Annotated in this window: 22 protein-coding genes; 5 read left to right on the top strand and 17 right to left on the bottom strand. The window is 47.6% G+C overall.

Annotated elements, in window-relative coordinates; all coding sequences use genetic code 11:
- Positions 1-13: 13 nt before the first annotated feature.
- Both HWY38_RS00715 and HWY38_RS00710 read left to right on the top strand, forming a co-directional pair.
- Entirely contained in the window at positions 14-658 is a 645-nt protein-coding gene (locus tag HWY38_RS00715) for a response regulator transcription factor (RefSeq protein WP_003152052.1), read from the top strand.
- 21 nt (positions 659-679) lie between these two features.
- Positions 680-1063, top strand: coding sequence for a hotdog fold thioesterase (locus tag HWY38_RS00710; protein WP_007613430.1), 384 nt, complete (start codon positions 680-682; stop codon positions 1061-1063).
- A gap of 39 nt (positions 1064-1102) precedes the next feature.
- Here the strand turns inward: HWY38_RS00710 and mnhG are convergent, their stop codons facing one another.
- From mnhG to HWY38_RS00675, 7 genes are read right to left on the bottom strand one after another with little or no spacing between them, the layout of a single operon-like run.
- Positions 1103-1477 carry a monovalent cation/H(+) antiporter subunit G gene (mnhG, locus tag HWY38_RS00705; RefSeq protein ID WP_123117416.1) on the bottom strand — a complete coding sequence of 125 codons (375 nt, stop codon included), beginning with the start codon at positions 1475-1477 and terminating at the stop codon, positions 1103-1105.
- A complete protein-coding gene (locus tag HWY38_RS00700; protein ID WP_017419420.1) occupies positions 1461-1745 on the bottom strand; it encodes a Na(+)/H(+) antiporter subunit F1 in 285 nt (94 codons plus the stop codon). Before HWY38_RS00700 ends, mnhG begins: the two co-directional genes overlap by 17 nt.
- Positions 1745-2221: a Na+/H+ antiporter subunit E gene (locus HWY38_RS00695; protein ID WP_224181064.1), complete on the bottom strand. Its 477-nt coding sequence runs from the start codon at positions 2219-2221 to the stop codon at positions 1745-1747. The genes HWY38_RS00700 and HWY38_RS00695 overlap by 1 nt, the downstream gene beginning before the upstream one ends.
- Before the next feature lie 5 nt (positions 2222-2226).
- Complete coding sequence (locus HWY38_RS00690; protein ID WP_038459658.1) at positions 2227-3708, bottom strand: Na+/H+ antiporter subunit D; 1482 nt, start codon at positions 3706-3708, stop codon at positions 2227-2229.
- Positions 3701-4042, bottom strand: a complete 342-nt coding sequence (locus tag HWY38_RS00685) for a Na(+)/H(+) antiporter subunit C (protein ID WP_082998530.1) — start codon at positions 4040-4042, stop codon at positions 3701-3703. Before HWY38_RS00685 ends, HWY38_RS00690 begins: the two co-directional genes overlap by 8 nt.
- Positions 4042-4473, bottom strand: a complete 432-nt coding sequence (locus HWY38_RS00680) for a Na(+)/H(+) antiporter subunit B (RefSeq protein WP_007613424.1) — start codon at positions 4471-4473, stop codon at positions 4042-4044. The genes HWY38_RS00685 and HWY38_RS00680 overlap by 1 nt, the downstream gene beginning before the upstream one ends.
- The gene (locus HWY38_RS00675) at positions 4470-6872 is read right to left on the bottom strand and encodes a Na+/H+ antiporter subunit A (RefSeq protein ID WP_224181063.1); all 2403 of its coding nucleotides are present in this window, start codon (positions 6870-6872) and stop codon (positions 4470-4472) included. The genes HWY38_RS00680 and HWY38_RS00675 overlap by 4 nt, the downstream gene beginning before the upstream one ends.
- Before the next feature lie 243 nt (positions 6873-7115).
- Here HWY38_RS00675 and HWY38_RS00670 point away from each other — a divergent pair, with 243 nt between their 5' ends.
- Positions 7116-7334 (top strand): hypothetical protein, encoded by a 219-nt coding sequence (locus HWY38_RS00670; RefSeq protein ID WP_224181062.1) that lies wholly within the window; start codon positions 7116-7118, stop codon positions 7332-7334.
- Positions 7335-7377: 43 nt separating this feature from the next.
- Here the strand turns inward: HWY38_RS00670 and nupQ are convergent, their stop codons facing one another.
- The 6 genes from nupQ to malK form a co-directional block, all read right to left on the bottom strand.
- On the bottom strand, positions 7378-8337 hold the full coding sequence (nupQ, locus tag HWY38_RS00665; RefSeq protein WP_003152071.1) for a guanosine ABC transporter permease NupQ: 960 nt from the start codon (positions 8335-8337) through the stop codon (positions 7378-7380).
- Positions 8338-9384, bottom strand: a complete 1047-nt coding sequence (locus tag HWY38_RS00660; protein ID WP_224181061.1) for an ABC transporter permease — start codon at positions 9382-9384, stop codon at positions 8338-8340. It lies immediately after the preceding gene.
- Positions 9377-10909 (bottom strand): ABC transporter ATP-binding protein, encoded by a 1533-nt coding sequence (locus HWY38_RS00655; RefSeq protein WP_224181060.1) that lies wholly within the window; start codon positions 10907-10909, stop codon positions 9377-9379. The genes HWY38_RS00660 and HWY38_RS00655 overlap by 8 nt, the downstream gene beginning before the upstream one ends.
- 141 nt (positions 10910-11050) lie before the next feature.
- Positions 11051-12124: a BMP family protein gene (locus HWY38_RS00650; protein ID WP_007408665.1), complete on the bottom strand. Its 1074-nt coding sequence runs from the start codon at positions 12122-12124 to the stop codon at positions 11051-11053.
- A gap of 400 nt (positions 12125-12524) precedes the next feature.
- On the bottom strand, positions 12525-13232 hold the full coding sequence (locus tag HWY38_RS00645; protein ID WP_029326021.1) for a response regulator: 708 nt from the start codon (positions 13230-13232) through the stop codon (positions 12525-12527).
- Positions 13225-14826 carry a malate sensor histidine kinase MalK gene (malK, locus tag HWY38_RS00640; protein WP_003152078.1) on the bottom strand — a complete coding sequence of 534 codons (1602 nt, stop codon included), beginning with the start codon at positions 14824-14826 and terminating at the stop codon, positions 13225-13227. The genes HWY38_RS00645 and malK overlap by 8 nt, the downstream gene beginning before the upstream one ends.
- 174 nt (positions 14827-15000) lie before the next feature.
- On the opposite strand from malK, the gene HWY38_RS00635 reads away from it, so the two are divergent.
- Complete coding sequence (locus HWY38_RS00635) at positions 15001-15558, top strand: YufK family protein (protein WP_007408662.1); 558 nt, start codon at positions 15001-15003, stop codon at positions 15556-15558.
- Positions 15559-15572: 14 nt separating this feature from the next.
- On the opposite strand, the gene HWY38_RS00630 is transcribed toward HWY38_RS00635, so the two are convergent.
- The 3 genes from HWY38_RS00630 to HWY38_RS00620 all read right to left on the bottom strand — a co-directional run bounded on the left by HWY38_RS00630 (position 15573) and on the right by HWY38_RS00620 (position 19216).
- Positions 15573-15986, bottom strand: a complete 414-nt coding sequence (locus HWY38_RS00630; protein WP_007408661.1) for a thiol-disulfide oxidoreductase DCC family protein — start codon at positions 15984-15986, stop codon at positions 15573-15575.
- Between the two features lie 21 nt (positions 15987-16007).
- Positions 16008-17882 carry a transglycosylase domain-containing protein gene (locus HWY38_RS00625; protein ID WP_012118304.1) on the bottom strand — a complete coding sequence of 625 codons (1875 nt, stop codon included), beginning with the start codon at positions 17880-17882 and terminating at the stop codon, positions 16008-16010.
- Between the two features lie 89 nt (positions 17883-17971).
- Positions 17972-19216 (bottom strand): multidrug efflux MFS transporter, encoded by a 1245-nt coding sequence (locus tag HWY38_RS00620; protein ID WP_072589511.1) that lies wholly within the window; start codon positions 19214-19216, stop codon positions 17972-17974.
- 151 nt (positions 19217-19367) lie between these two features.
- Here HWY38_RS00620 and kapD point away from each other — a divergent pair, with 151 nt between their 5' ends.
- Positions 19368-19985: a 3'-5' exonuclease KapD gene (gene kapD, locus HWY38_RS00615; RefSeq protein ID WP_003152084.1), complete on the top strand. Its 618-nt coding sequence runs from the start codon at positions 19368-19370 to the stop codon at positions 19983-19985.
- A 24-nt stretch (positions 19986-20009) separates the two neighbouring features.
- On the opposite strand, the gene HWY38_RS00610 is transcribed toward kapD, so the two are convergent.
- Positions 20010-20396, bottom strand: coding sequence for a kinase-associated lipoprotein B (locus HWY38_RS00610; RefSeq protein WP_015240473.1), 387 nt, complete (start codon positions 20394-20396; stop codon positions 20010-20012).
- Positions 20397-20413 lie beyond the last annotated feature (17 nt).

The raw sequence follows: 20413 nt of genomic DNA, 5'->3' as shown, positions 1-20413 counted from the left end.
AAGGGAGGAAACCATGAAAAAGATACTAGTGATTGATGATCATCCGGCTGTCATGGAGGGCACCAAGACGATTCTGGAAACGGACACGAATCTTTCTGTCGATTGCCTCAGTCCTGATGCCAGTGAACAATTTGTTCTCCGGCATGATTTTTCAGCTTACGATCTCATATTAATGGATTTAAATCTGGGTGATGACATCAGCGGCATAGAGCTTTCCAAGAAAATCTTAAAAGAGAATCCTCTCTGTAAAATCATTGTCTACACAGGCTATGAGGTTGAAGATTATTTTGAAGAATCCATCCGCGCGGGCCTGCATGGCGCCATCAGCAAAACCGAATCTAAAGAGAAAATCATGCAATACATATATCACGTGCTCAACGGACAGATTTTAGTTGATTTCTCCTATTTCAAACAGCTGATGACCCAGCAAAAAACAAAAACGTCTTCTTCCCCTCAAAGTGAGCAGGATCGGTTAACCCCGAGAGAGCGCCATATTCTCCAAGAGGTCGAAAAAGGTTTGACCAATCAGGAAATCGCAGATGCGCTTCACTTAAGCAAGCGGTCGATTGAATACAGCCTGACATCCATTTTTAACAAGCTGAATGTCGGCTCCCGCACTGAAGCGGTGCTGATCGCCAAGTCAGATAACGTACTATAAATCTTGAAGGGAGAATGACCTATGAATCTGAACAATACATTGCTCGGCGCACTCGGTATTGAAATCACTGAAAACACGCCGGAGAGATGCGTGGCGGTGATGCCGGTGGATAAGAGAACGGTGCAGCCTTTCGGATATCTGCACGGGGGCGCGTCAGCAGCGCTGGCGGAGACTGTTGCAAGTGTCGGGGCCCAGCATTTTATTGACCGGTCGAAACAGGCGTGTGTCGGGCTTGAGATTAATGCCAATCATTTAAAATCCGTGAAAGAGGGCGGGACGGTTACGGCAATAGCGGAACCCGTTCACACGGGCAGAGCAACCATTGTGTACGGGATTAACATTTTCGATGAAAGGGAAAGGCTGATCTGTGTTTCCCGCTGTACGCTGGCTGTTATAACAAAATAAACAAACAGCCGGAACCCTGAATCGTCCGGCTGTTTGTTTTTACAAATATGAATCTTCTTTTCGTTTGATCACAAAGTTTCTGATCCCTTTGTAATCATCCTGAACGCTTCTTTTATCAAGCGCCGCTCCCGAATTGTACGCGGCCCTGCATATGAGGTGCGCTCCGACCGGCGCCGTCAGCAGGATAAAAATGATGCCGAGCAGTATTTTTACAGAAATTTCTCCGGTCAGCATCCACAAGTAGCCTAACACCCCGAGCAATATCAAATTAACCCCTAGTGTCGAGCCTTTTGAAGAGGCGTGTGCGCGTGTATACACGTCAGGAAGCCTGAGTGTGCCGATAGACGCGACCAGGCAGATCAGCGCCCCCATCAGAATACAAACGGCGACGGCCCATTTAACGATTTCGATCATTTTCGATAATCTCTCCTTTCTCTAAAAACTTAGCAAAGGCAATCGTGCCGATAAACGATAAAATGCCGAGCAGCAGAATGATGTCCAAAAAGGCCGATGTGTTTAAGAGAATGGATACAAGCGCGGTCATGGCAATCAGATTAATGCCGATTCCATCAAGCGCGACAACCCGGTCCGGTACCGTAGGCCCTTTTATGACGCGAATGACGTACAGAAGAGTCGAAACCGCCATAATGCCGAGTGATAATTGCAGAATAAACGTAAACATCAGCGGCTCACCTCCTGAATGGCTTTCTCAAAAGAGACGCGGATGTCATGAATCGCTTTCTCCGCATCTTCAATGTCCATGGCGTGTATATAGAGAATCGACCGGTCATCGGAGATATCCATCACGAGCGTACCCGGTGTTAAAGTGATTAACAGCGAGAGCAGCGTGATCTCCCAATCCTCCGTCAATTCCGTCTTAAACGCGAAAATGCCCGGACGGATGTTCAGTTTCGGAGATATAACGGTTTTCAGCACGCTGACATTGGCCAGATATAATTCCTTTATAAAGATCAGCATCAGTCTGATGACCGACCATATTTTCCAAATGTAAAACGGCCGCGAGAAGAAGCGCCGGAAAAAAAACAGCGCCACCAAGCCCGCGATAAATCCGGTCATAAAACCTCCGGCGCTGAGGCTGTTTGTGAGAAACATCCAGCAAACAGCGAGAAGAACATTTAATAATAGTTGAAAAGCCATGCCATCTACTCCTTCAAAACAGCTTCAATGTATTTTTCCGGATTCAGCAGATTCTCAGCCGTCTGATTGACATACGGTGAAACCCATTCGGTTCCGAGCCCGAACAGAAGCGACAAAAGGAGAAAAGCGGCTGCCGGATAAAGAAGTCCTTTTGCGGACCGTCCGCCTGCGCCGGGGATTTCTTTTTCTTCCCCCCAAAAAGCCGTCGTAAAAACCTTCAGCACGGAATAGAGCACAAGCAGGCTGGATAAGAGAATCAATACGGAAAACAATGTTTCCCCCTTATCGAACCCGCCTTCCGCGATCTTCAGCTTGCCCACAAATCCGCTGAACGGCGGGATGCCGGCCAAAGATATGGCTGAAATAAAGAACATCCATCCTAAAACGGGATAACGGGTGATCAGTCCGCCCATTTTATGCAGGCTGGCAGTGCCTGTCAATGCGATAAGCGTGCCGGCAAGCATAAACAGCGCTCCTTTAATCAGCATATCGTGAATCAAGTAATAAACCGCTCCTTGAATGGAGGCCGGCGTGTTCATGGCAATGCCGAACAAAATCACGCCGACGGCTGTAATAATATTGTAGATGACGATTTTCATGACATCCGAAAAGGCGATAGATCCGATTACGCCGAATAGCACCGTCAGCATCGCAAGCCACATCATCAATTGGTGGGTAAAGCCCGTATCGTGAATAAAGATCAGGGTGAATACTCTTAAAATGGCATACAGGCCGACTTTCGTCAAAAGAGACCCGAATAAGGCCGAAATCGCAGCCGGCGGGGCGTAATAAGAGCCCGGCATCCAGAAATACAGCGGGAATATCCCGCCCTTTAAACCGAATACGACGAGAAATAAGACGCCGATGACGGTGATCAGCCCGGTCTGGCCCGATTCGCTTATTTTTACGCTTAGATCAGCCATATTCAGCGTGCCCGTCACCGCATATAAGTAACCGACGCCGATGACAAAAAACGCGGATGACACAATGTTAAACACGATATACTTCAATGATTCTCTTAATTGAATTTTCGTTCCGCCAAGCACGATCAGCATGTAGGACGCGATAAGCAGAAGCTCAAAAAAGACGTACATGTTGAACAGGTCACCCGTCAAAAACGCTCCGCTTACGCCGGCCAGAAGAAACTGCACCCCTGAATAATAGAAAGCGCGCTCCCTTTTTTCTCCGATGGAGCGGAAGGAGTACAGGGTGACGAGCAGCCCGATTATGGCGGTTGTCAAAACAAGCAGTGCGGCGAGCTGATCCGCGGCGAGCACAATGCCGTACGGCGCTTTCCATCCGCCGAGTGTCAGCGTCTGAATCCCGTGTGTGAAAACCGTCTGAACGAGAGCGGCGCTGATGACGATGGAGACACAGGAAGCGGCAGTGCTGAATATCCGCATCAGCATCACGCGCCTGTTCATAAAAATCAGCAGCACTGCGGCAAGCAGCGGCACCAGAATAGGCAATATCACAAAGTTATTCATGTTGATCATTTCCCCTCATTCGATCCATATCGTCCGATTTCAGTTCCTGATAGGCGCGAAACGCCATCACAAGCAAAAAGGACGTGACGCCGAACGAAATAACGATCGCCGTCAGTATGAGTGCCTGCGGCAGCGGATCGACAAACGACGTGCTTTTTCCGCCCAGTATGGGAGGAGCGCCTTTTTTCAGTCCGCCCATGGTCAGAAGCAGCAAATGGACGCCGTGGCTTAAAAGCGCGGTGCCGATAATCACGCGCAGCAGACTTTTAGAAAGCAGCAGGTAGGTTGCCGCCATAAACAAAATACCGGCAATGACAGACATTAAGATTTCCATTATTCTTCCTCTCCAATCGTTTGAATAATGGTCATCGTCACGCCGACAACAACGAGATACACACCTAAATCAAACAAAGTGGCCGTCGCAAGCTCCGTATTCCCAAGCACCGGGAGATGAAAATGGCCGAATGTATGGGTGAGAAAGGGTGCTCCGAATAAGAACGAACCTGCACCCGTTGCAATCGCGATAAGCAGACCCGCGCCCGCCACATAAATAAAATTGACGGGCAAAATCGATTTGACGGTTTTTAAATCAAAGGCCAAAAGCAACAGCACGATGGCCGAAGACGTAATCAGTCCGCCGACAAATCCTCCGCCGGGAGCGTTATGCCCCGATAAAAATAAATAGAAAGAGAAAAGCAGAATGATAAAAGATACAAGCTTCGTTGCCGTCTGAAGGATGATGTCGTTTGTTTTTTGCTGTCTCAACGCTCTTCTCCCTCCTCTTTTACTTTCGTTCTGATCATGCCGTAAATACCGAGTGCGGCAATCGACAGCACCGTGATTTCAAACATCGTATCAAATCCCCTGAAATCAACGAGGATGACGTTGACGATATTGTTTCCTCCCCCGAGCTTATGGCTGTAAGCGGTGAAAAAGGAGGAGATGCTGTCTTTTGTTTTTTCGCTGGAAGACGCGATTCCGAGCATTGTCACGATGACGCCGACACCGAGAGAAATGATAAAATTCGTCATCCGGAATGTTCTTGTCTTCTTTTTCCGCCGCATTTTCGGCAGATGGTAAAAACAAAGAAGAAACAAGGCGACGGATATCGTCTCAATGACGAGTTGCGTGAGCGCCAGATCGGGCGCTCTGAAAATCACGAAAAACAGCGCGAGTGTGTACCCGACAACACCGAGTGAGATAATGGCCGTCAGCCGCGATTTGGCGAACACAGTCGCAACTGTTGCGCTCACCATAACGAGGGACAGCACGATCTCATAAAGGCCGATCTCAGCCATTCCTTTCGCTGTCATGGAAAAGCCGCCTTTCATGACGATTGCCGTTCCGATGAGAATGATAAACGCCGCAAAAATATACAGCAGATAATCCCGTAAAAATCCGGTCATATAAGATGACGTCAGCTGGTAAGACCTTTTTTCCATACTGCCCCTCACCGCATCGTAGAGCCGGTTCAGCGTCAGTTTTTTCGGAAACAGACCATACAGCCGCTCCCATTTAGACAGCGTTACGTAACCGATCGTGCCGACAATGATGATACCGAGGGTCATCATTAGCTCAGCCGTCACCCCGTGCCACTGGGAAATATGGACATGGAATGTATCTCCGCCGGTTAACAGAGCCGGATAAATGGAGTTCATCGCCGGTTCAATCAGGCTGTAAGACAAAACGTTCGGTGCAAAAAACAGACTGACGGCGCAAGCGGCAAGAATGACCGGCGAAATCAGCATGCCGAGCGGTGCTTCATGCGGCGTCTTTTCAAGCTGATCAGGTTTGCGCGCGCCGCTGAACGTTCTGAAAAACAGCTTCATGCTGTAGATGAAAGTGAAGACGCTCCCGATCCATGCGAGAACGGGGAACAGCACGCCCCACGTATCCAGGCTGAAAATATCTGCATGAGCAATCCGCAGCATACTTGTAAAGAACATCTCTTTACTTAAAAAGCCGTTAAACGGAGGGAGGCCCGCCATGGAAAACGTTCCGATCAGTGAAACGGTGAACGTTACTGGCATAAGCGCCATCAGGCCGCCGAGCCTGCGGATGTCCCGTGTTCCCGTTTCATGGTCGATAATGCCGACCGCCATAAATAAACTTCCTTTAAAAGTAGCATGGTTAATTAAGTGAAACACAGCCGCGGTGACAGCCGCCGTAAAATACTCTGAATGCTGGTAATGAAGCGCGGCGGCTCCTGCGCCGAGCATCGATACAATCATACCGAGCTGACTGACTGTGGAAAATGCCAGAATCGCTTTTAAATCGGTTTGTTTAATCGCATTGAAGGAAGCCCATACCATCGTGATCAAACCGACTGAGGCAACCGTCCAAAACCAGACGGGTGAAAATGCAAAAACCGGACTGAATCTGGCAATCACATAAATGCCCGCTTTCACCATTGTAGCCGAGTGCAGATAGGCGCTGACAGGAGTCGGCGCCTCCATGGCATCAGGCAGCCAGATATAAAACGGAAACTGCGCTGATTTCGTAAAGGCTCCCAATAACAGGAGAACCATCGCCGGAATAAAGAACGGATGGCCTGCGATAATATGCACCTGGTTGACCATTTCCCTGATACTGAAAGAATCCGTCATCAGATACAGCAGGATAAAGCCGCCGAGCATGCACAGCCCGCCGCCGACGGTAATCAGCAGTGACTTTTCCGCCCCGTAGCGTGATTTCTTCCGCTTATGCCAATACCCGATTAATAAGAAGGATGACAGGCTTGTCAGCTCCCAGAACATATAAAGAACGATAACGTTATCGACGAGCACAACGCCGAGCATCGCGCCCATAAACATCAGCAGGTACACATAAAAGGGGCCGAGCTTTTCTTTGTCCTTCGATAAGTAAAAAATACTGTAAAGCGTCACCAAAGAGCCGATGCCCGTAATCAATAAAGCGAATAGCAGCCCGAGTCCGTCAATATAAACGGTATAGTTAATACCGAGTGACGGAATCCATTCGGCCGCATACCGGACGGTTTCTCCGGCCATTGTGACAGGGAGCTTGCTGATAAAGTAAACAAACAGCACAATGGGCAGTATCAGCACAAACCAGCCTGTATGGACTTGTTTTACCCGTTTATAAAGAAAGGGAACGATAAATGCAAATAAAAAAGGCGCCAAAATCGCGAAATGTAACAGCTGCAACAGAAGACCTCCTTTGCTTGTTTTTTCATCAAGCAACTGCTTTATGTAAGAGTGAATCAATCAATTCACGGTCATAGGACCCAGTACAAATTATATCGCACTTTTTTTTACCCTGCTACGGCATAATGTATTCCTTTCTGTGATTTTGTGGTCTTTTGAACCTAAAATAAATTTATCAAATATCCTGATCTTTGTATATACATTTATCTTTCAGATCAAGCTTTTAAAAAAGGAGCTGATCAGATGAAGAGAAAAGCGGCGGCCTGTATTGGAATATTTTGTTCTATTATCGCAGGAACATTCATAGCAGATGATTTCTGCAAAGAGCGGCAGCAGGCGGAGGCAGATGAATGGGAACGTTTTTTTCTCGGTGCGGAATACGCGGAAGACAAGCTGAGTGCGGCTGAATCAATGCAAACACCGTTTCAGCCGCGTGAGTATATCAGAATCGTATATAGATGAAAAGAGTTCCGGCACCAGGGTGCGGAACTCTTTTTTGTGGCAATCAGCGTTTTCCTTTAATGTAAGGGATGCCGTTGGCCTTAGGCGCATCCGCGCGGCCGATGAAGCCGGCAAGCGCGAGAATGGTCAGAATGTAAGGAGCCATCAGCATGTATACATTCGGAATGTCTTTGAACAGGGGCAAAAGCGAGCCGATAATGCTCAAACTCTGTGCGAACCCGAAGAACAGCGCAGCCCCGAGCGCGCCGATCGGATGCCATTTGCCGAAAACCAGTGCGGCAAGAGCGATAAAGCCTTGCCCGGAAATGGTGGAGTGCGTGAAATCAAGCGCGATCGTGGAAGCATACACACCGCCGCCGAGCCCGCCGAACAGTCCGCTGATCATGACGCCGATATAGCGCATGCCGAACACGTTGATTCCCATCGTATCGGCCGCCATCGGATGTTCCCCGACAGAACGGATGCGGAGGCCGAACGGCGTTTTGAATAAAATAAACCAGGAAACAAAGGCCAGTACGATGGCTAAAATCGATGTATAATATACGTCGGAAAAGAAAATCTTTCCTAAAACCGGAATATCGCTTAACCCGGGAATGTTCGTTTTGTAAAAGGGCTCCGGGATTTTATCAGTCTGCGCCTTTCCGTAGATCAGCTTGACGATAAACAGTGTCGCTCCTAACGCGAGCATATTGATCGCCACACCGGTTACCGTCTGATCGGCGCGGAAAGAAACCGCGGCGGCCGCGTGGATCAGTGAGAACAGTCCGCCGGCAATCATAGCCGCAGCCAGAGCGAGCCACGGAGCGGCGGCGCCAAGCTCGCGTCCGAAAAATAAGTTAAACATGACGCTTGTAAAGGCGCCGATAATCATCAGTCCTTCAAGACCGATGTTGACAACCCCAGATCTTTCAGAAAACACGCCGCCGAGAGCGGTTAAAATAAGCGGAGCCGCATATACGAGTGTTGCCGGGACAATAATGGATAAAATCTGCAGGAAGTCCACTTACTTCGCCCCCTTTTTCTTCAATTTATCAAGGATGAGACGGATGGCGTAGCTTGATGCCACAAACAAAATAATAATGGCGATGACGATGTCAACAACTTCAGAAGGCACGCCGGATTCAATCGGCATATTTAATGCCCCGATTTTAAGGCCGCCGAGAAGACATGCCGCCAGAACAACGCCGATTGCCGTGCTGCCGCCGAGAAGCGCAACCGCAATGCCGTCGAAGCCGACGCCGGTAAAGGCGCCCTTAACCGCCGCGTATTGAAAGGTTCCGAGTCCTTCCATCGCGCCGGCAAGCCCTGCGAAGGCGCCGGAAATCATCATGGCGTACATCATATTTTTTCTGACGCTCATTCCGGCGTATTGTGCGGCGTGCTGGTTAAAGCCGACAGCCCGGAATTCAAATCCGCTTTTTGTTTTATGAATGATAAACCACATGAGGACTGCCGCAAACAGAGCGATTAGAATGCCCCAGTGAAGGCGGGAGTAATCTGTCAGCTGTTCTAAAAACGGCGAGCGGAGCGACGCGCTTTCATGAATTTTGTCTGTTTTGTCCCGGTGGTCCGTCATGACATCGGAAATGAGATAATTGGTTAAATGAAGAGCGATATAATTCATCATGATCGTGACAATCACTTCGTGGACAAAAAAACGGGCTTTTAAAAATCCGGGAATCAGACCCCAAATGCCGCCCGCAGCCGCGGCCGCCAATAACGAAAGCGGAAGGTGGATGTAAGCGGGGGCGTCAAAGGAAGCGCCGACCCACACCGCGGCGGTCCAGCCGACAAGGAGCTGTCCTTCAACCCCGATATTAAACAGGCCGGTCCGAAATGCGAATGCCACGGCCAATCCGGACAAAATATATGGCGTAATCTGCCGGATCGATTCCCCGATGTAATACACTTCACCGAAAATGCCGCTCCAAAGAGCCGAATACCCGCTTACGACATTGTAGCCGCTTGCGAGCATGATGACCGCACCCGCAGCTAACCCAAGGATGATCGCAATCAGCGGCACAGCCAGATGAGAAAGTCGATTAATCATGTGTTTTCCCCGCCTCCATTTGCTTACTTCCCGCCATTAAAAGCCCGAGCTCCTGCTCGTTTGTTTCAAGCGGATTGACGTTTGCGATGATGCTGCCTTCAAAGATGACGGCGATGCGATCGCTGAGATTCATTATTTCATCAAGTTCAAAAGATAACAGAAGCACCGCTTTACCGGCGTCACGCTGCTCAATGAGCTTTTTATGGACGAATTCAATCGCGCCGACATCGAGTCCCCGCGTCGGCTGGGCCGCAATTAAAAGATCAGGATTTCTGTCCACTTCCCGGCCGATAATGGCCTTTTGCTGATTCCCTCCGGAGAGAGCGCGCGCAGGCGTATATTCATCAGGTGTCTTGACATCGTATTCTTCAATCAGGCTTCGCGCTTTGTCATAAATCGTGTGTTTATTTAATATGCCGAAAGAAGAGTAGGGCTTTTGGTAATAACTTTGCAGCACGATATTTTCTCCGATCGGAAAATCAAGGACGAGCCCGTGTTTATGCCTGTCCTGCGGAATATGCCCGATGCCGGCTTCAGTGACTTTCCTGGGCGGCATGTTTTGCAGCTGTTTGCCGTTTAACGTGATCGTGCCGGCATTTGTTTTTCTGAGACCTGTAATGGCTTCAATTAATTCAGACTGGCCGTTTCCGTCAACGCCCGCAATGCCGACGATTTCACCGGCTCTGACAGAGAGGGAGAGCTGCTTGACCGCCTCAACGCCGCGTGCGTCTTTAATCGTTACATCAGAAAGCGAAAGCACTTCTTGTTTCGGATCGGCCGGCTTTTTATCCGTCTTGAATGACACTTCGCGTCCGACCATAAGGCTTGCCAGTTCATCTTGATCCGTATGTGCGACATCGAGTGTTGTAATGCCTTTTCCTTTCCGGATGATGGTGACACGGTCGCAGACTTCCATAATCTCTTTTAATTTGTGGGTGATGAGGATAATTGATTTTCCTTCATTGACAAGATTTTTCATAATCTGAATCAGTTCTTGAATTTCGTGCGGAGTCAGCACCGCGGTCGGCTCGTCAAAAATGAGAATGTCGGCGCCCCGGTAGAGGGTCTTTAATATTTCCGCCCGCTGCTGCATACCGACGGAAATATCGGCAACTTTGGCTTCAGGATCAATGTGCAGGCCGTAACGGTCGGAAATATCGCGCACGTCCCGGTCGGCGCGCTGTCTGTCAATTCGGCCGAATGTTTTCGGCTCTTTTCCGAGAATGATATTTTCTGAGACGGTAAAGGTGTCCACAAGCATAAAATGCTGGTGCACCATCCCGATGCCGAGATCGTTGGCTTTGTTCGGGCTGTTGATGTGAACGCGTTCGCCCCGCACCCGGATCTCGCCTTTTTCCGGCTGATACAGACCGAATAAAACGTTCATGAGTGTCGATTTTCCGGCGCCATTTTCACCGAGAAGGGCGTGTATTTCGCCTTTTTTCACTTGAAGCGTGACGTCATCATTGGCGACGATTCCGGGAAATTCCTTGCGTATATTCAGCATTTCAATGATATAATCCACCGATTTGACGCTCCTTTTCAGAGATACTTTGATGAGAAAGAGCTTGGCAAAAGAAAAGCTGCAAGAGATGCAGCTTTTCCTTCACCGCTCTTTTCATAAAAGAGAGGGGATAAGCACGGAAGTCTCCTTATCCCCTGGTTCTTACTCAGCCTTGAAGGATTTCAATTCTTTTTCAGTTGAAGGGATCTCGAGTCCGTCCGCGATTTTCTTCTTCCAATCGTCTGTTGCTTTGATGACATCGTCAGAAAGGTTCTCCTTGTGATCCGAGATGCCGACTGCATCTTGCGCCAAACCGTATGTTAATGTTTTGCCGCCCGGGAATTTCCCGTCACTCGCTTTTTTAGTTAAGTCCTCTACGGCTGTATCCACTTTTTTCACCATTGATGTCAGAGTGACATTGTCTTTTGTGCCTTTGACTTGACCTTCCGCGTACTGGTCTTTATCAACACCGATAACCCATACGTTCCGCTTCGGATCTTCTTTTTTCAGATTTTTCGCTTCTGTGAAGACGCCCGTTCCCGTTGCGCCGGCCGCGTGATAAATGACGTCAACGCCTGATTTGTACATGCTTTCAGCTGTCGCCTTACCGACATCGGCTTTGTCAAATCCGCCCGCATATTTCACTTCGACGGTCGCTTTCGGATTTGCGGCTTGTACACCCGCGCGGAATCCGATTTCGAATTTTTTGATCAATTCAGACTCCATTCCGCCAACGAATCCGACTTTTCCCGTTTTGCTCGATAGCGCAGCGGCCGCTCCCACGAGGAATGAACCTTCCTGCTCCTTAAATGTAAGGCTCGCCACGTTGTCTTTTTTGACAACGGCGTCAATGATCGCAAAATTTGTGTCTTTGCGCTGATCGGCGATTTCGCTGATGGAATCCTGCATCAGATACCCGACGCCGTAAATCAGGTCAAAGTGCTCCCGCGCTAATTTATTTAAGTTCGTTGTATAATCTGCATCTGATTTTGATTGAAGATAGTCAAAACCGCTTTTGCCTTTTGTAAGCCCGTTGTCTTTTCCGAATGCCTGGATGCCTTCCCAGGCGGACTGGTTAAATGATTTGTCATCGACACCGCCGATATCCGTTACCATGCCGACGGTAAAGTTTTTGCTGCCGGAGCCGTTTGCTTTGTCACTTGAACCGCATGCGCTTAATATGGTTCCGGCCGCCGCGATGAGCGCCATCGCCATTCCGATTTTGCGTTTTTTCAAAGATATAACCCCCCTGTAAAATATGGCTGTGCTGTTCAATTCAGACTTGATTCCCCGTACCGGATGCAGAATCGAAAAAACTTTCTGATAATAGTGATGAGACGTCTCTCTTTTTCCCGCCTTGAGCGGCTGTCTCTTCCGAGTTCGGGACTTATGACTTATCTGAAAAGATCTGCTAACCAATCATAATTTATCATTTTACCCGCCATAAATAAATAGAAATTTGCTTATTTTTAAAAAATATCAATTTTATGAATCGGCTTCCTCATCTGGTTAAAACAGAGGAGAATCAGCCGGGTCATTATCCTTATATAGCATATCAAAAAGGAATCTCAAGCCTTTTGTCACGGGATATGACAGTAAAAAAGCACCGTTCACAGCGGAACGGCGCTTTTTGACATTATAAATATTGTTTGATGCTGCTGACATTGCCTGTGTTGATATGGTATTGAAAGACGGGCCTTCCGATTGTGCCGTACGCCATCTCTACATTCAGCACTTGAATGTCTTCCAGAAATTTAAGGTACTTCCGGATGGAGACTTGCGAGATTTCAGTATGCTTGGCGAGATCTTCCGTAGTAAAAGAACTGTCGCCGAAAGACTCAATGCTCGCCCAGATGAGTTTAAGCGTGCTTTTTGTCAATCCCTTCGGAAGGTGAACCTTTTCCGCCGCTTCTTTCTTTTGAAAAAGCTCGGCATCCAATTCTTTCTGTGTCATGCTTCTGTGTGATTGATAAACTTTCTGTTTGCGTCTGTAGTCGGAAAGAGCGGTTTGAAAGCGGTCAAATTCAAATGGTTTGATTAAATAATCGACGGCGCCGTATCGAAGCGTTTTTTTGATGACGTCCAGCTCGCTAGCGGCCGAAATGACGATGACATCAACCGATTCATTCTGCTTGCGGATTTCCGTTAAAAGCTCAAGCCCGTTTTTTCCCGGCATGTAAATGTCAAGAAGGATGAGATCGATATGATGCTCGCTCAGCACGTGCAGCGCGCTTTGAAAGGATGATGCGATCCCTTTCAGCTGAAATCCTTCAATCTGGCTGAGATAGCGTTTATTTAATTCACCCACCATGGGGTCGTCTTCAACTATGAGTACATTAATCATCATTTTCCTCCTTCGGTTCATACGGAATGCGAAGACTGAAAGTCGTTCCTTCATTCTTTTCACTTGTCACAATCATATGGCCTTTTAAATTTTCTGTTGCCTGCTGGGTGAAATAGAGGCCGAACCCCCGGTTTGTCCCTTTCGTGGAATAACCTTGTTCAAAAATACGGGCTTGGTCTGCCGCAGACATTCCGGCTCCCGTATCCGTAATCTCTATATCAAGCTGGCGATCCTGAAACCGCATCGAGCACGTAATGTTTTTTTTCGGCATCTGCGCCACCGCGTCGAGCGCGTTGTTTAACAGATTTCCGATAATCGTAATGAGCTCATGGATGACGGCCGGATCTGCCGCATTCGGGATCAGGCTGCCGAGCTGAATGTCCAGATCAGCGCCCTGTTCGCGTATGTAGCTTTGTTTTCCTAGAAGAAACCCTGCGAGAACCGGACTTTTGACATCGCTTATAATCTCGCTTGTTTCCGTCTTCTGCTGAATGGCAATGTCTTTAATATAAGTGCCGAGATCATCGTATTCTTTTAACTGGACAAGCCCTAAAATGACATGAAGCTTATTCATGAATTCATGAGACTGGGCTCTTAATGCGTTTGCATACATTTTAACACCGGACAGCTGTTCTGCTAAATGTTTGACCTCCGTTTTGTCCCTGAACGTGGCGATCGCTCCGACGGTTTGTCCTTTCAGATGAATCGGAACCTCATTAAAGACCAGCTCAAGTCCGTTAATGCGGATATCCCTGTCCTGAAGCGGTTTTTTCGTTTCAATCACCTGTTTCAGCCGGCTTTTCGGGAGAATATCGTTCACATCTTGATCGACCGGATTAGTCGGAATACCCATTTTAATAAAAAGCCGTTTCGCCTCCGCATTGGCGAGCTTTATTTTTCCCCGCGCGTCAACCGCCAGAATGCCTTCCTTCGTTGATTCGAGCATGGCGCTCCGCTCTTCCAGGAGGGTGGCGATTTCATAAGGCTCAAGGCCGTACATAATGTTTTTGACGGTGCGGGCGACAATGACGGCTCCGATGACGCCGACAAAAATACTTACGCAGATGATGAAATAAAGCGGTCTCAAACTGTGGCTGACGACATCCTGTATTTTGTTAAGCGAAATTCCGACCGAAACGACGCCCACTTGTTTTTTATCTTTTCCATAGATGGGTACGAAGGCTCTCATGGATTTTCCGAGAGTTCCCGCTGATGTGCTCGTTTTGATATGGCCGTGCATCGCCGGCTGTTCGTCTCCGCCGGTGAATTTCTTCCCGATTTTATTTGCGTCGGGGTGGGTGAGGCGGATGCTGTTCATATCCATCACCACGACAAATTCGGTTCCTGTCGTATGCTGGACATCCAGTGTATAATTTCGGAGCTCTTTCAGCCCTTTTCTTGTTTGCAATGCCTGCGCGACACTCGGTGTTTCCGCGACCAGCTTTGCGGTGCGCAGCGCGGTTGTCCGTTCTTCTTCTTTCACGCGGTCAGCTGTTTGGACGCTGATCGTGAAAAAGGTGATACAAAGTGCGATAAGGACGACAATACAGACGAATATCGTTAATCGGGTTTGCAATTTTAATGTTTTTTTCATAACAGCCTTCCTTACGTTTATCATTCCCGCGTTCTACTTTACTCCGAAAAAGCCGGTTTGTGAAGATCAGGCCCTTATTTCGTAAAAGTGAGGAAAAATGGAATTTTTTATCTTGTCAATGTGTTTTAAGTCCTCCATAATAAGTGAGGTAGATTACAGAAAGGGACTTTTTATATGAAAAATACTTATTGGACGGGTTATTTTCCGCTCGTTGCGATTCTGCTTTTTAGTTCGTCATTATCCATTTCTACCTCGCTTTATGTCATGAAGATACTTCAGACGCTCGGCATGTATCAGGGGATGCTGGATTATTTCTCTGAGAAAGGGATCAGACTGGCGCTTTTTGCAGCGTTCGCCCTTGTGTATTTTATGCTTTTTTCGGCTTTGAAGCTGATTGCAAACACAGTGACAGAGCTGTCTCTTTTGTTTTTCACAAATGACCCTGAGGGGGACAATCTGAAAAAAATCAGATTAGGCTCTTTAATTTATGTAGGCGGAGGAATTCTTTCCTTTGCGCTCGTGCAGAATGGTTTTTGGATTGCGGCGTTATTTGCCGTTGTTACGCTCGTTTATTTGATTTTCATGGTGTACAGAATCTATTCGACACTCTCTATCGTTTCGCTGATCGGTTTTATATTGCTTGAGATTCTGTTTTGGTTTACTTTTGTTATCGGTATTTTGTACATCTTTATCAAGCTTTATAATAGCATAATGGCTAGCTTACCTGTGTAAGCTAGCCATTTTTGTTAAGACAGAAATCTATTTTTGATCTCAGGGGAGGGGAGCATGCATGCTTCCCTTTTTCCGAACCATTTGTAACGGCGCCGAGCGATGAAAGAATAGGCTCTGTCCCTGAGGGGGCGGGGCACTGCGAAAAAAACCGCTGACAGCCGCCAGGCTCCGCGGAGATGACGGGAAACCTTTAACACGGCTGCGGATTTTTTGTATATCCGCCCGTTCTCGATAAAAATCATGCTGTCAAATTGTTCTGTCGGAAGTCCTTCTGATGCCAAAAGCTCCCGGGCGGTATCTGATTGCAATGATGCAAATGAGATTTTGCCGGCCGGATCGCGTTTAATGATGAATTGAACGGCGCCGTTGCATAAGTTGCAGACGCCGTCAAACAAAAGTACGCGGTCCGGAAGCTGAGCTGGTTTCAAAGCGGATCCCCTCCGTTATCTTTAATAAGCTGCCTGCAGCGTGTTTTTCCAGATCGAAAGCTGAGGGCTTGCGTCATGAAGATATTCGACGCTTGACGGTGTATCCTTGCCGACCCATACCCCCATCGTATAAGCGTCCGTCAGACCGACAAACCACATATCGTGATAGTCATTTGACGTTCCTGATTTTCCGCCGACGTACGGAGCTTTAAAGTTCGCTTTTTTTCCTGTTCCGCTTTTGACGACGGCTTTCATCATTTCTTTGATCTGCATGTTAGTCCGCACGCTGAATACCTGCGTCGGCTCATCTTTCCATTTTAATATCGTTTTTCCTTTTAAATCAGTCACTTTTGTAATCGCGTGACTCGGCGTATAAACGCCGTTATTGCCGAACGTGGTGTACGCATTGGTCATTTCAAGCGGCGTCATGCCGTTTGTAAAACCGCCAAGCGCCGCAGGCAGACGGTAATCCGCGCTGACCAGCTTCGCGAAATGAAACGGTTCAAGGTAGCTGAACGCCTTATTGACGCCGACGCGGTCCATGATTCTGATGGCCGGTGTGTTGTACGAGTATTTAAACGCCGTTTCCAGTGTGACCGTACCGTACGTGCGGTTATTGTAGTTCTGCGGGCAGTAATCCGCGCTGCAGAATTTGCTTGCGTCAATCTTGCTGTGTGGCGTTGCGCCGGTTTTTTCAATGTAAGGTCCGTAATCAAGCAGCGGCTTAATGGAAGAACCGGGCTGTCTGTATGCTTGATAGGCGCGGTTGAAATCATATTTATGATAATCTTTCCCGCCTGAAAGCGCGATAATCTGATGTGTCTGATGATTAATCACGGCCGCTCCGCCCTGGACGCCTGCATACGGCAGATTTTGATTCACTTGGGCGACGACCTGGTTTTGCATATACGGATTCAGCGCCGTATAAATCTTCACGCCGTCTTTTAACAATGTGCTGACTCTGTCGGAAAGCTCACTCTGTATTTTTTGTTTCGCCTTTCCGGAAGCTTTTTCAAGACGTTTGTCATAGCCTTCGGATGATGAAACAAGCTGTGTGAATTCATCATTTACATAGGAAACATAGTCAGGATATTTATTTGTTTTTTCGTTTATATCAAGCTTGATCTTTTCCTTTTCAGCTTTTTTCAGCTGTTTCCCGGATATAACGCCTGCTTTTTTTAATCCGTTAAGCAATCTGACTTGTCGTTTTTTCGTATAATCAAAATGCTTGAGAGGATCATATAATGTAGGGTTATTAGGGATGGCGCAGATAAAGGCCATTTCTCCCAAAGTGAGAGATTTCAGCGGCTTGCTGAAATAAAATTGTGCCGCCGAACCGACACCGTATACGCCGTTATTAAAATAAATCGTATTTAAGTAGCCTTCTAAAATCTCATCTTTGCTGTATTTTTTCTCAAGCTGATAGGAATAGGCCAGCTCCGTCAGTTTTCGGCTGAAGGTGCGTTCATGGCTTAAATACACATTCCTTGCCAGCTGCTGGGTGATGGTGCTGGCGCCCTGATCAATTTTATGATCTTTGAAATTGGAGGCGGCCGCCCTGACCATCCCCATAAAGTCAAATCCTTTATGCTCATAAAAATGACGGTCTTCAGAGGTTAAAAACAGTTGTTTTACCTCATTCGGTATTTTATTAAAGGGCACGATCACGCGGTTCTCATGATCGCTGACAATCTCAGAAACAAGGCTTCCGTCCCTGTCATACATGTAACTGTTTTGAACCAGGTTGATCGCTTTTAAATCAATATGTTTATCGAGCACCTGATCAAAAGGCTTGATTTGTTTTACCTCTTTGCCGGAAGCAATAACTGTAAATGCACACAACGGGATAATGCCGAGCAGCAAAATCCATCCGATTATTTTACGTACCATGGTCACTCTCTTTTCTCCTGATTTCTAGCCATATCGTATCATTCTTTTAAGAATACGAGAAGGTTAAATTTAGAAGAAATCGTGATCGCTGCCGGTCAGCCCGCATTTGACGCTGTATCCTTTTGCAGATGTCCCGCCATCCATAAAAGCCCCGCGCCTATTAAAAAGAGAAAGGCGGTGACGTAGAAAGCAGCCGAAATGGAAAAACCGCTCGAGACCGCACCTCCGAGCAGAGGGCCGAGCACATTTCCGAGAAAACGAAAGCTGACGTTATAGCCGAGCACCTCTCCCTGGATGCTGCCCGGCGCCCTGACGCGGATCGCGGCCGTAATGCAGGGGAGCGTGCCGCCCATGACCATGCCGAACAGAAATCTGAAGACTAACAGAATGGAGAGGGAGGAGGCGAGCGCCTGCGGAATGAAAAACACCGCTGAGGCAATCAAAAGCACGATTAAGATCCGGCTGTGGCCGAAGCGGTCGCCGAAGTCCCCCCATTTCCGGGCAAGCAATAAGCTTCCGAGTCCGGTCGCTGAAAACGCCATTCCGGAGAAAAAAGCTAAATTAACAGGTCCGTGCAGCTCATTGACATATAAAGCGAGCAGCGGCTGAATACTGAAATTGCCGGTCTGCACGATCATAGTAAGCACCATCATCGCCCAAAGCGCGGGCTGGTGAAAAATATAGGAGAGCACCTGTTTTCTGGAATAGGTTTTCCGCTTGTTTTGTTTCTCGCCGAGCGGCTGCTCATTCACCTGAAATAAAACGAGAAGCACAGATGCGAAAATAACAAAAGACGTAATAAAAAACGTGTACGTAAACCCGAAGCTGTCAGCGAGCAGCCCGCCCAGCATCGGTCCGAATAAAGTGCCTGACACCTGACCCATCTGCAGTGTGCCGAGCGTCTTCCCGGCAGTCTCTTTCGGCGTCTGCGCCGAAATCATGGCAAGCGATGTCGGAACAAAGCCTGTTACAAGACCCATAAGCAGCCGCAGGACAAACAGCTGATAAACGGATGTCACAAACCCCATCAATAAAATGCTGACGGCAATGCCGGTTCCTGTAATCAAGAGAATTTTTTTGTAGCCGCGCTTATCGCCGAATCTGCCCCAAAACGGGGAAATCACAAACGCCATTAAAAACGTGACGCCGAACACATACCCGCTCCATCTCTGCACATACCCGCCCGAATGGGGGCTGATCGTTTCGATATATAACGAAAGAAACGGAACAATCATGGTCATGCTGGCGGAAATAAAGAAATTTGTAATCCAAATGACGACGAAGTTCTTCTTACGGACAGAAATAACATCACCTTCTTTACTTTTCGTGTGTCTAATCATAAGTATATAGGAATGAATCCGGTATTTGTATTTTCGATGCGGATATAGGAAAATTCATTATTTTTAGAAAATGAAGAAAGTTTCAGAGGGGAAACTGATATACTATCATAAAATATCATTTTTGATCGGAGGAAAGGCAGGTGTAAAAAAAGTGGATCAGCGCAGTCTGCTCATTATTGATTTTGAATTTACAATGCCTGACGGAAAATACAGCCCGCAAAATTTCTTTCCCGAAATTATTGAAGCGGGAATTGTCAAGACGGTGAATGATGAAGTGACTGAAACGTTTTCGAGTTATATCAAACCGAAAAAATTTCCGAAGCTGACGAAACGATGCAAAACCTTTCTGAACATCACCCAAAAAGACGTGGACGGCGGAATCACGTTTAATGAATTCATCCGCAAATTAAATGAGCTTGATCCTGATAAAAACTGCACGATCGTCACCTGGGGCAATATGGATATGAAAGTGTTAAAGCAAAATTGCATGTTTAACCACATCCCTTTTCCGTTCAAAGGAGAACTTCGGGATCTGTCCCTTGAATACAAAAACTTCTTCGGCGACAGAACATTGACCGGCCTTTGGAAAGCGGCAGAAGAGTATGGCGATAAAGGGACGGGCACGCATCATAAAGCACTGGATGATGCGCGGACGACATACAAATTATTCAAGCTTGTCGAGCGGGATAAACAATATCTTGAAAAACCGAAACCTCCCACGATCGGTGATCGCGTCGATCTGACTGAACTGTTTCGCCGGGCCACATAAAAAAACCCAATCATGCCGACTGGGTCAAGTTCTTTTAAAATAATCGCGCTCTAACGCGGCCAAGTTGTCGAGCGAACGTTCCGCCCATTCTGAGCCGTCCGCTGTAAGCTGATCTTTCAGCCGGGCAGACGCCGCTTGTAAGGAAGCCGTATAATCAGGCACCTCGCCATCAAACGGTTTGACCATCTGATGCGGTATGTTTGTCTGTTCCCCGAATGCAAGCGCTCTTCTTTCATGAAAAAACGGAACATCCGCCTGCTTCGGATGATGAAGATCTCCTTGAGCGGGATGCGTCAGAACGGCTTTAATTTTCACTAAATAGTGATTGGGCCTGACGTCTGTCACTTCCCCTATGTATGCTCCTGTTTTATAAAACCCTTTTACGATTGTGCCGATTTCAAACGTATTCATAGCGTTCACCTCTCTCT

Origin of the sequence: Bacillus sp. KS1 (genome assembly GCF_020075515.1) — a bacterium.
Lineage (GTDB): Bacteria > Bacillota > Bacilli > Bacillales > Bacillaceae > Bacillus > Bacillus velezensis.
Note: the sequence above shows the minus strand (reverse complement) of the source record. Positions and strands in the feature narration are given on the sequence as shown.

Coding starts and splice junctions, on each gene's coding strand:
- malK (WP_003152078.1), bottom strand. CDS start 14,826: ATGAAAAAAACATTAAAATTGCAAACCCGATTAACGATATTCGTCTGT.
- HWY38_RS00715 (WP_003152052.1), top strand. CDS start 14: ATGAAAAAGATACTAGTGATTGATGATCATCCGGCTGTCATGGAGGGC.
- HWY38_RS00635 (WP_007408662.1), top strand. CDS start 15,001: ATGAAAAATACTTATTGGACGGGTTATTTTCCGCTCGTTGCGATTCTG.
- mnhG (WP_123117416.1), bottom strand. CDS start 1,477: ATGATCGAAATCGTTAAATGGGCCGTCGCCGTTTGTATTCTGATGGGG.
- HWY38_RS00685 (WP_082998530.1), bottom strand. CDS start 4,042: ATGGAAATCTTAATGTCTGTCATTGCCGGTATTTTGTTTATGGCGGCA.
- HWY38_RS00690 (WP_038459658.1), bottom strand. CDS start 3,708: ATGAATAACTTTGTGATATTGCCTATTCTGGTGCCGCTGCTTGCCGCA.
- HWY38_RS00610 (WP_015240473.1), bottom strand. CDS start 20,396: ATGAATACGTTTGAAATCGGCACAATCGTAAAAGGGTTTTATAAAACA.
- HWY38_RS00670 (WP_224181062.1), top strand. CDS start 7,116: ATGAAGAGAAAAGCGGCGGCCTGTATTGGAATATTTTGTTCTATTATC.
- HWY38_RS00700 (WP_017419420.1), bottom strand. CDS start 1,745: ATGTTTACGTTTATTCTGCAATTATCACTCGGCATTATGGCGGTTTCG.
- HWY38_RS00660 (WP_224181061.1), bottom strand. CDS start 9,384: ATGATTAATCGACTTTCTCATCTGGCTGTGCCGCTGATTGCGATCATC.
- HWY38_RS00695 (WP_224181064.1), bottom strand. CDS start 2,221: ATGGCTTTTCAACTATTATTAAATGTTCTTCTCGCTGTTTGCTGGATG.
- HWY38_RS00710 (WP_007613430.1), top strand. CDS start 680: ATGAATCTGAACAATACATTGCTCGGCGCACTCGGTATTGAAATCACT.
- HWY38_RS00645 (WP_029326021.1), bottom strand. CDS start 13,232: ATGATTAATGTACTCATAGTTGAAGACGACCCCATGGTGGGTGAATTA.
- HWY38_RS00620 (WP_072589511.1), bottom strand. CDS start 19,216: ATGATTAGACACACGAAAAGTAAAGAAGGTGATGTTATTTCTGTCCGT.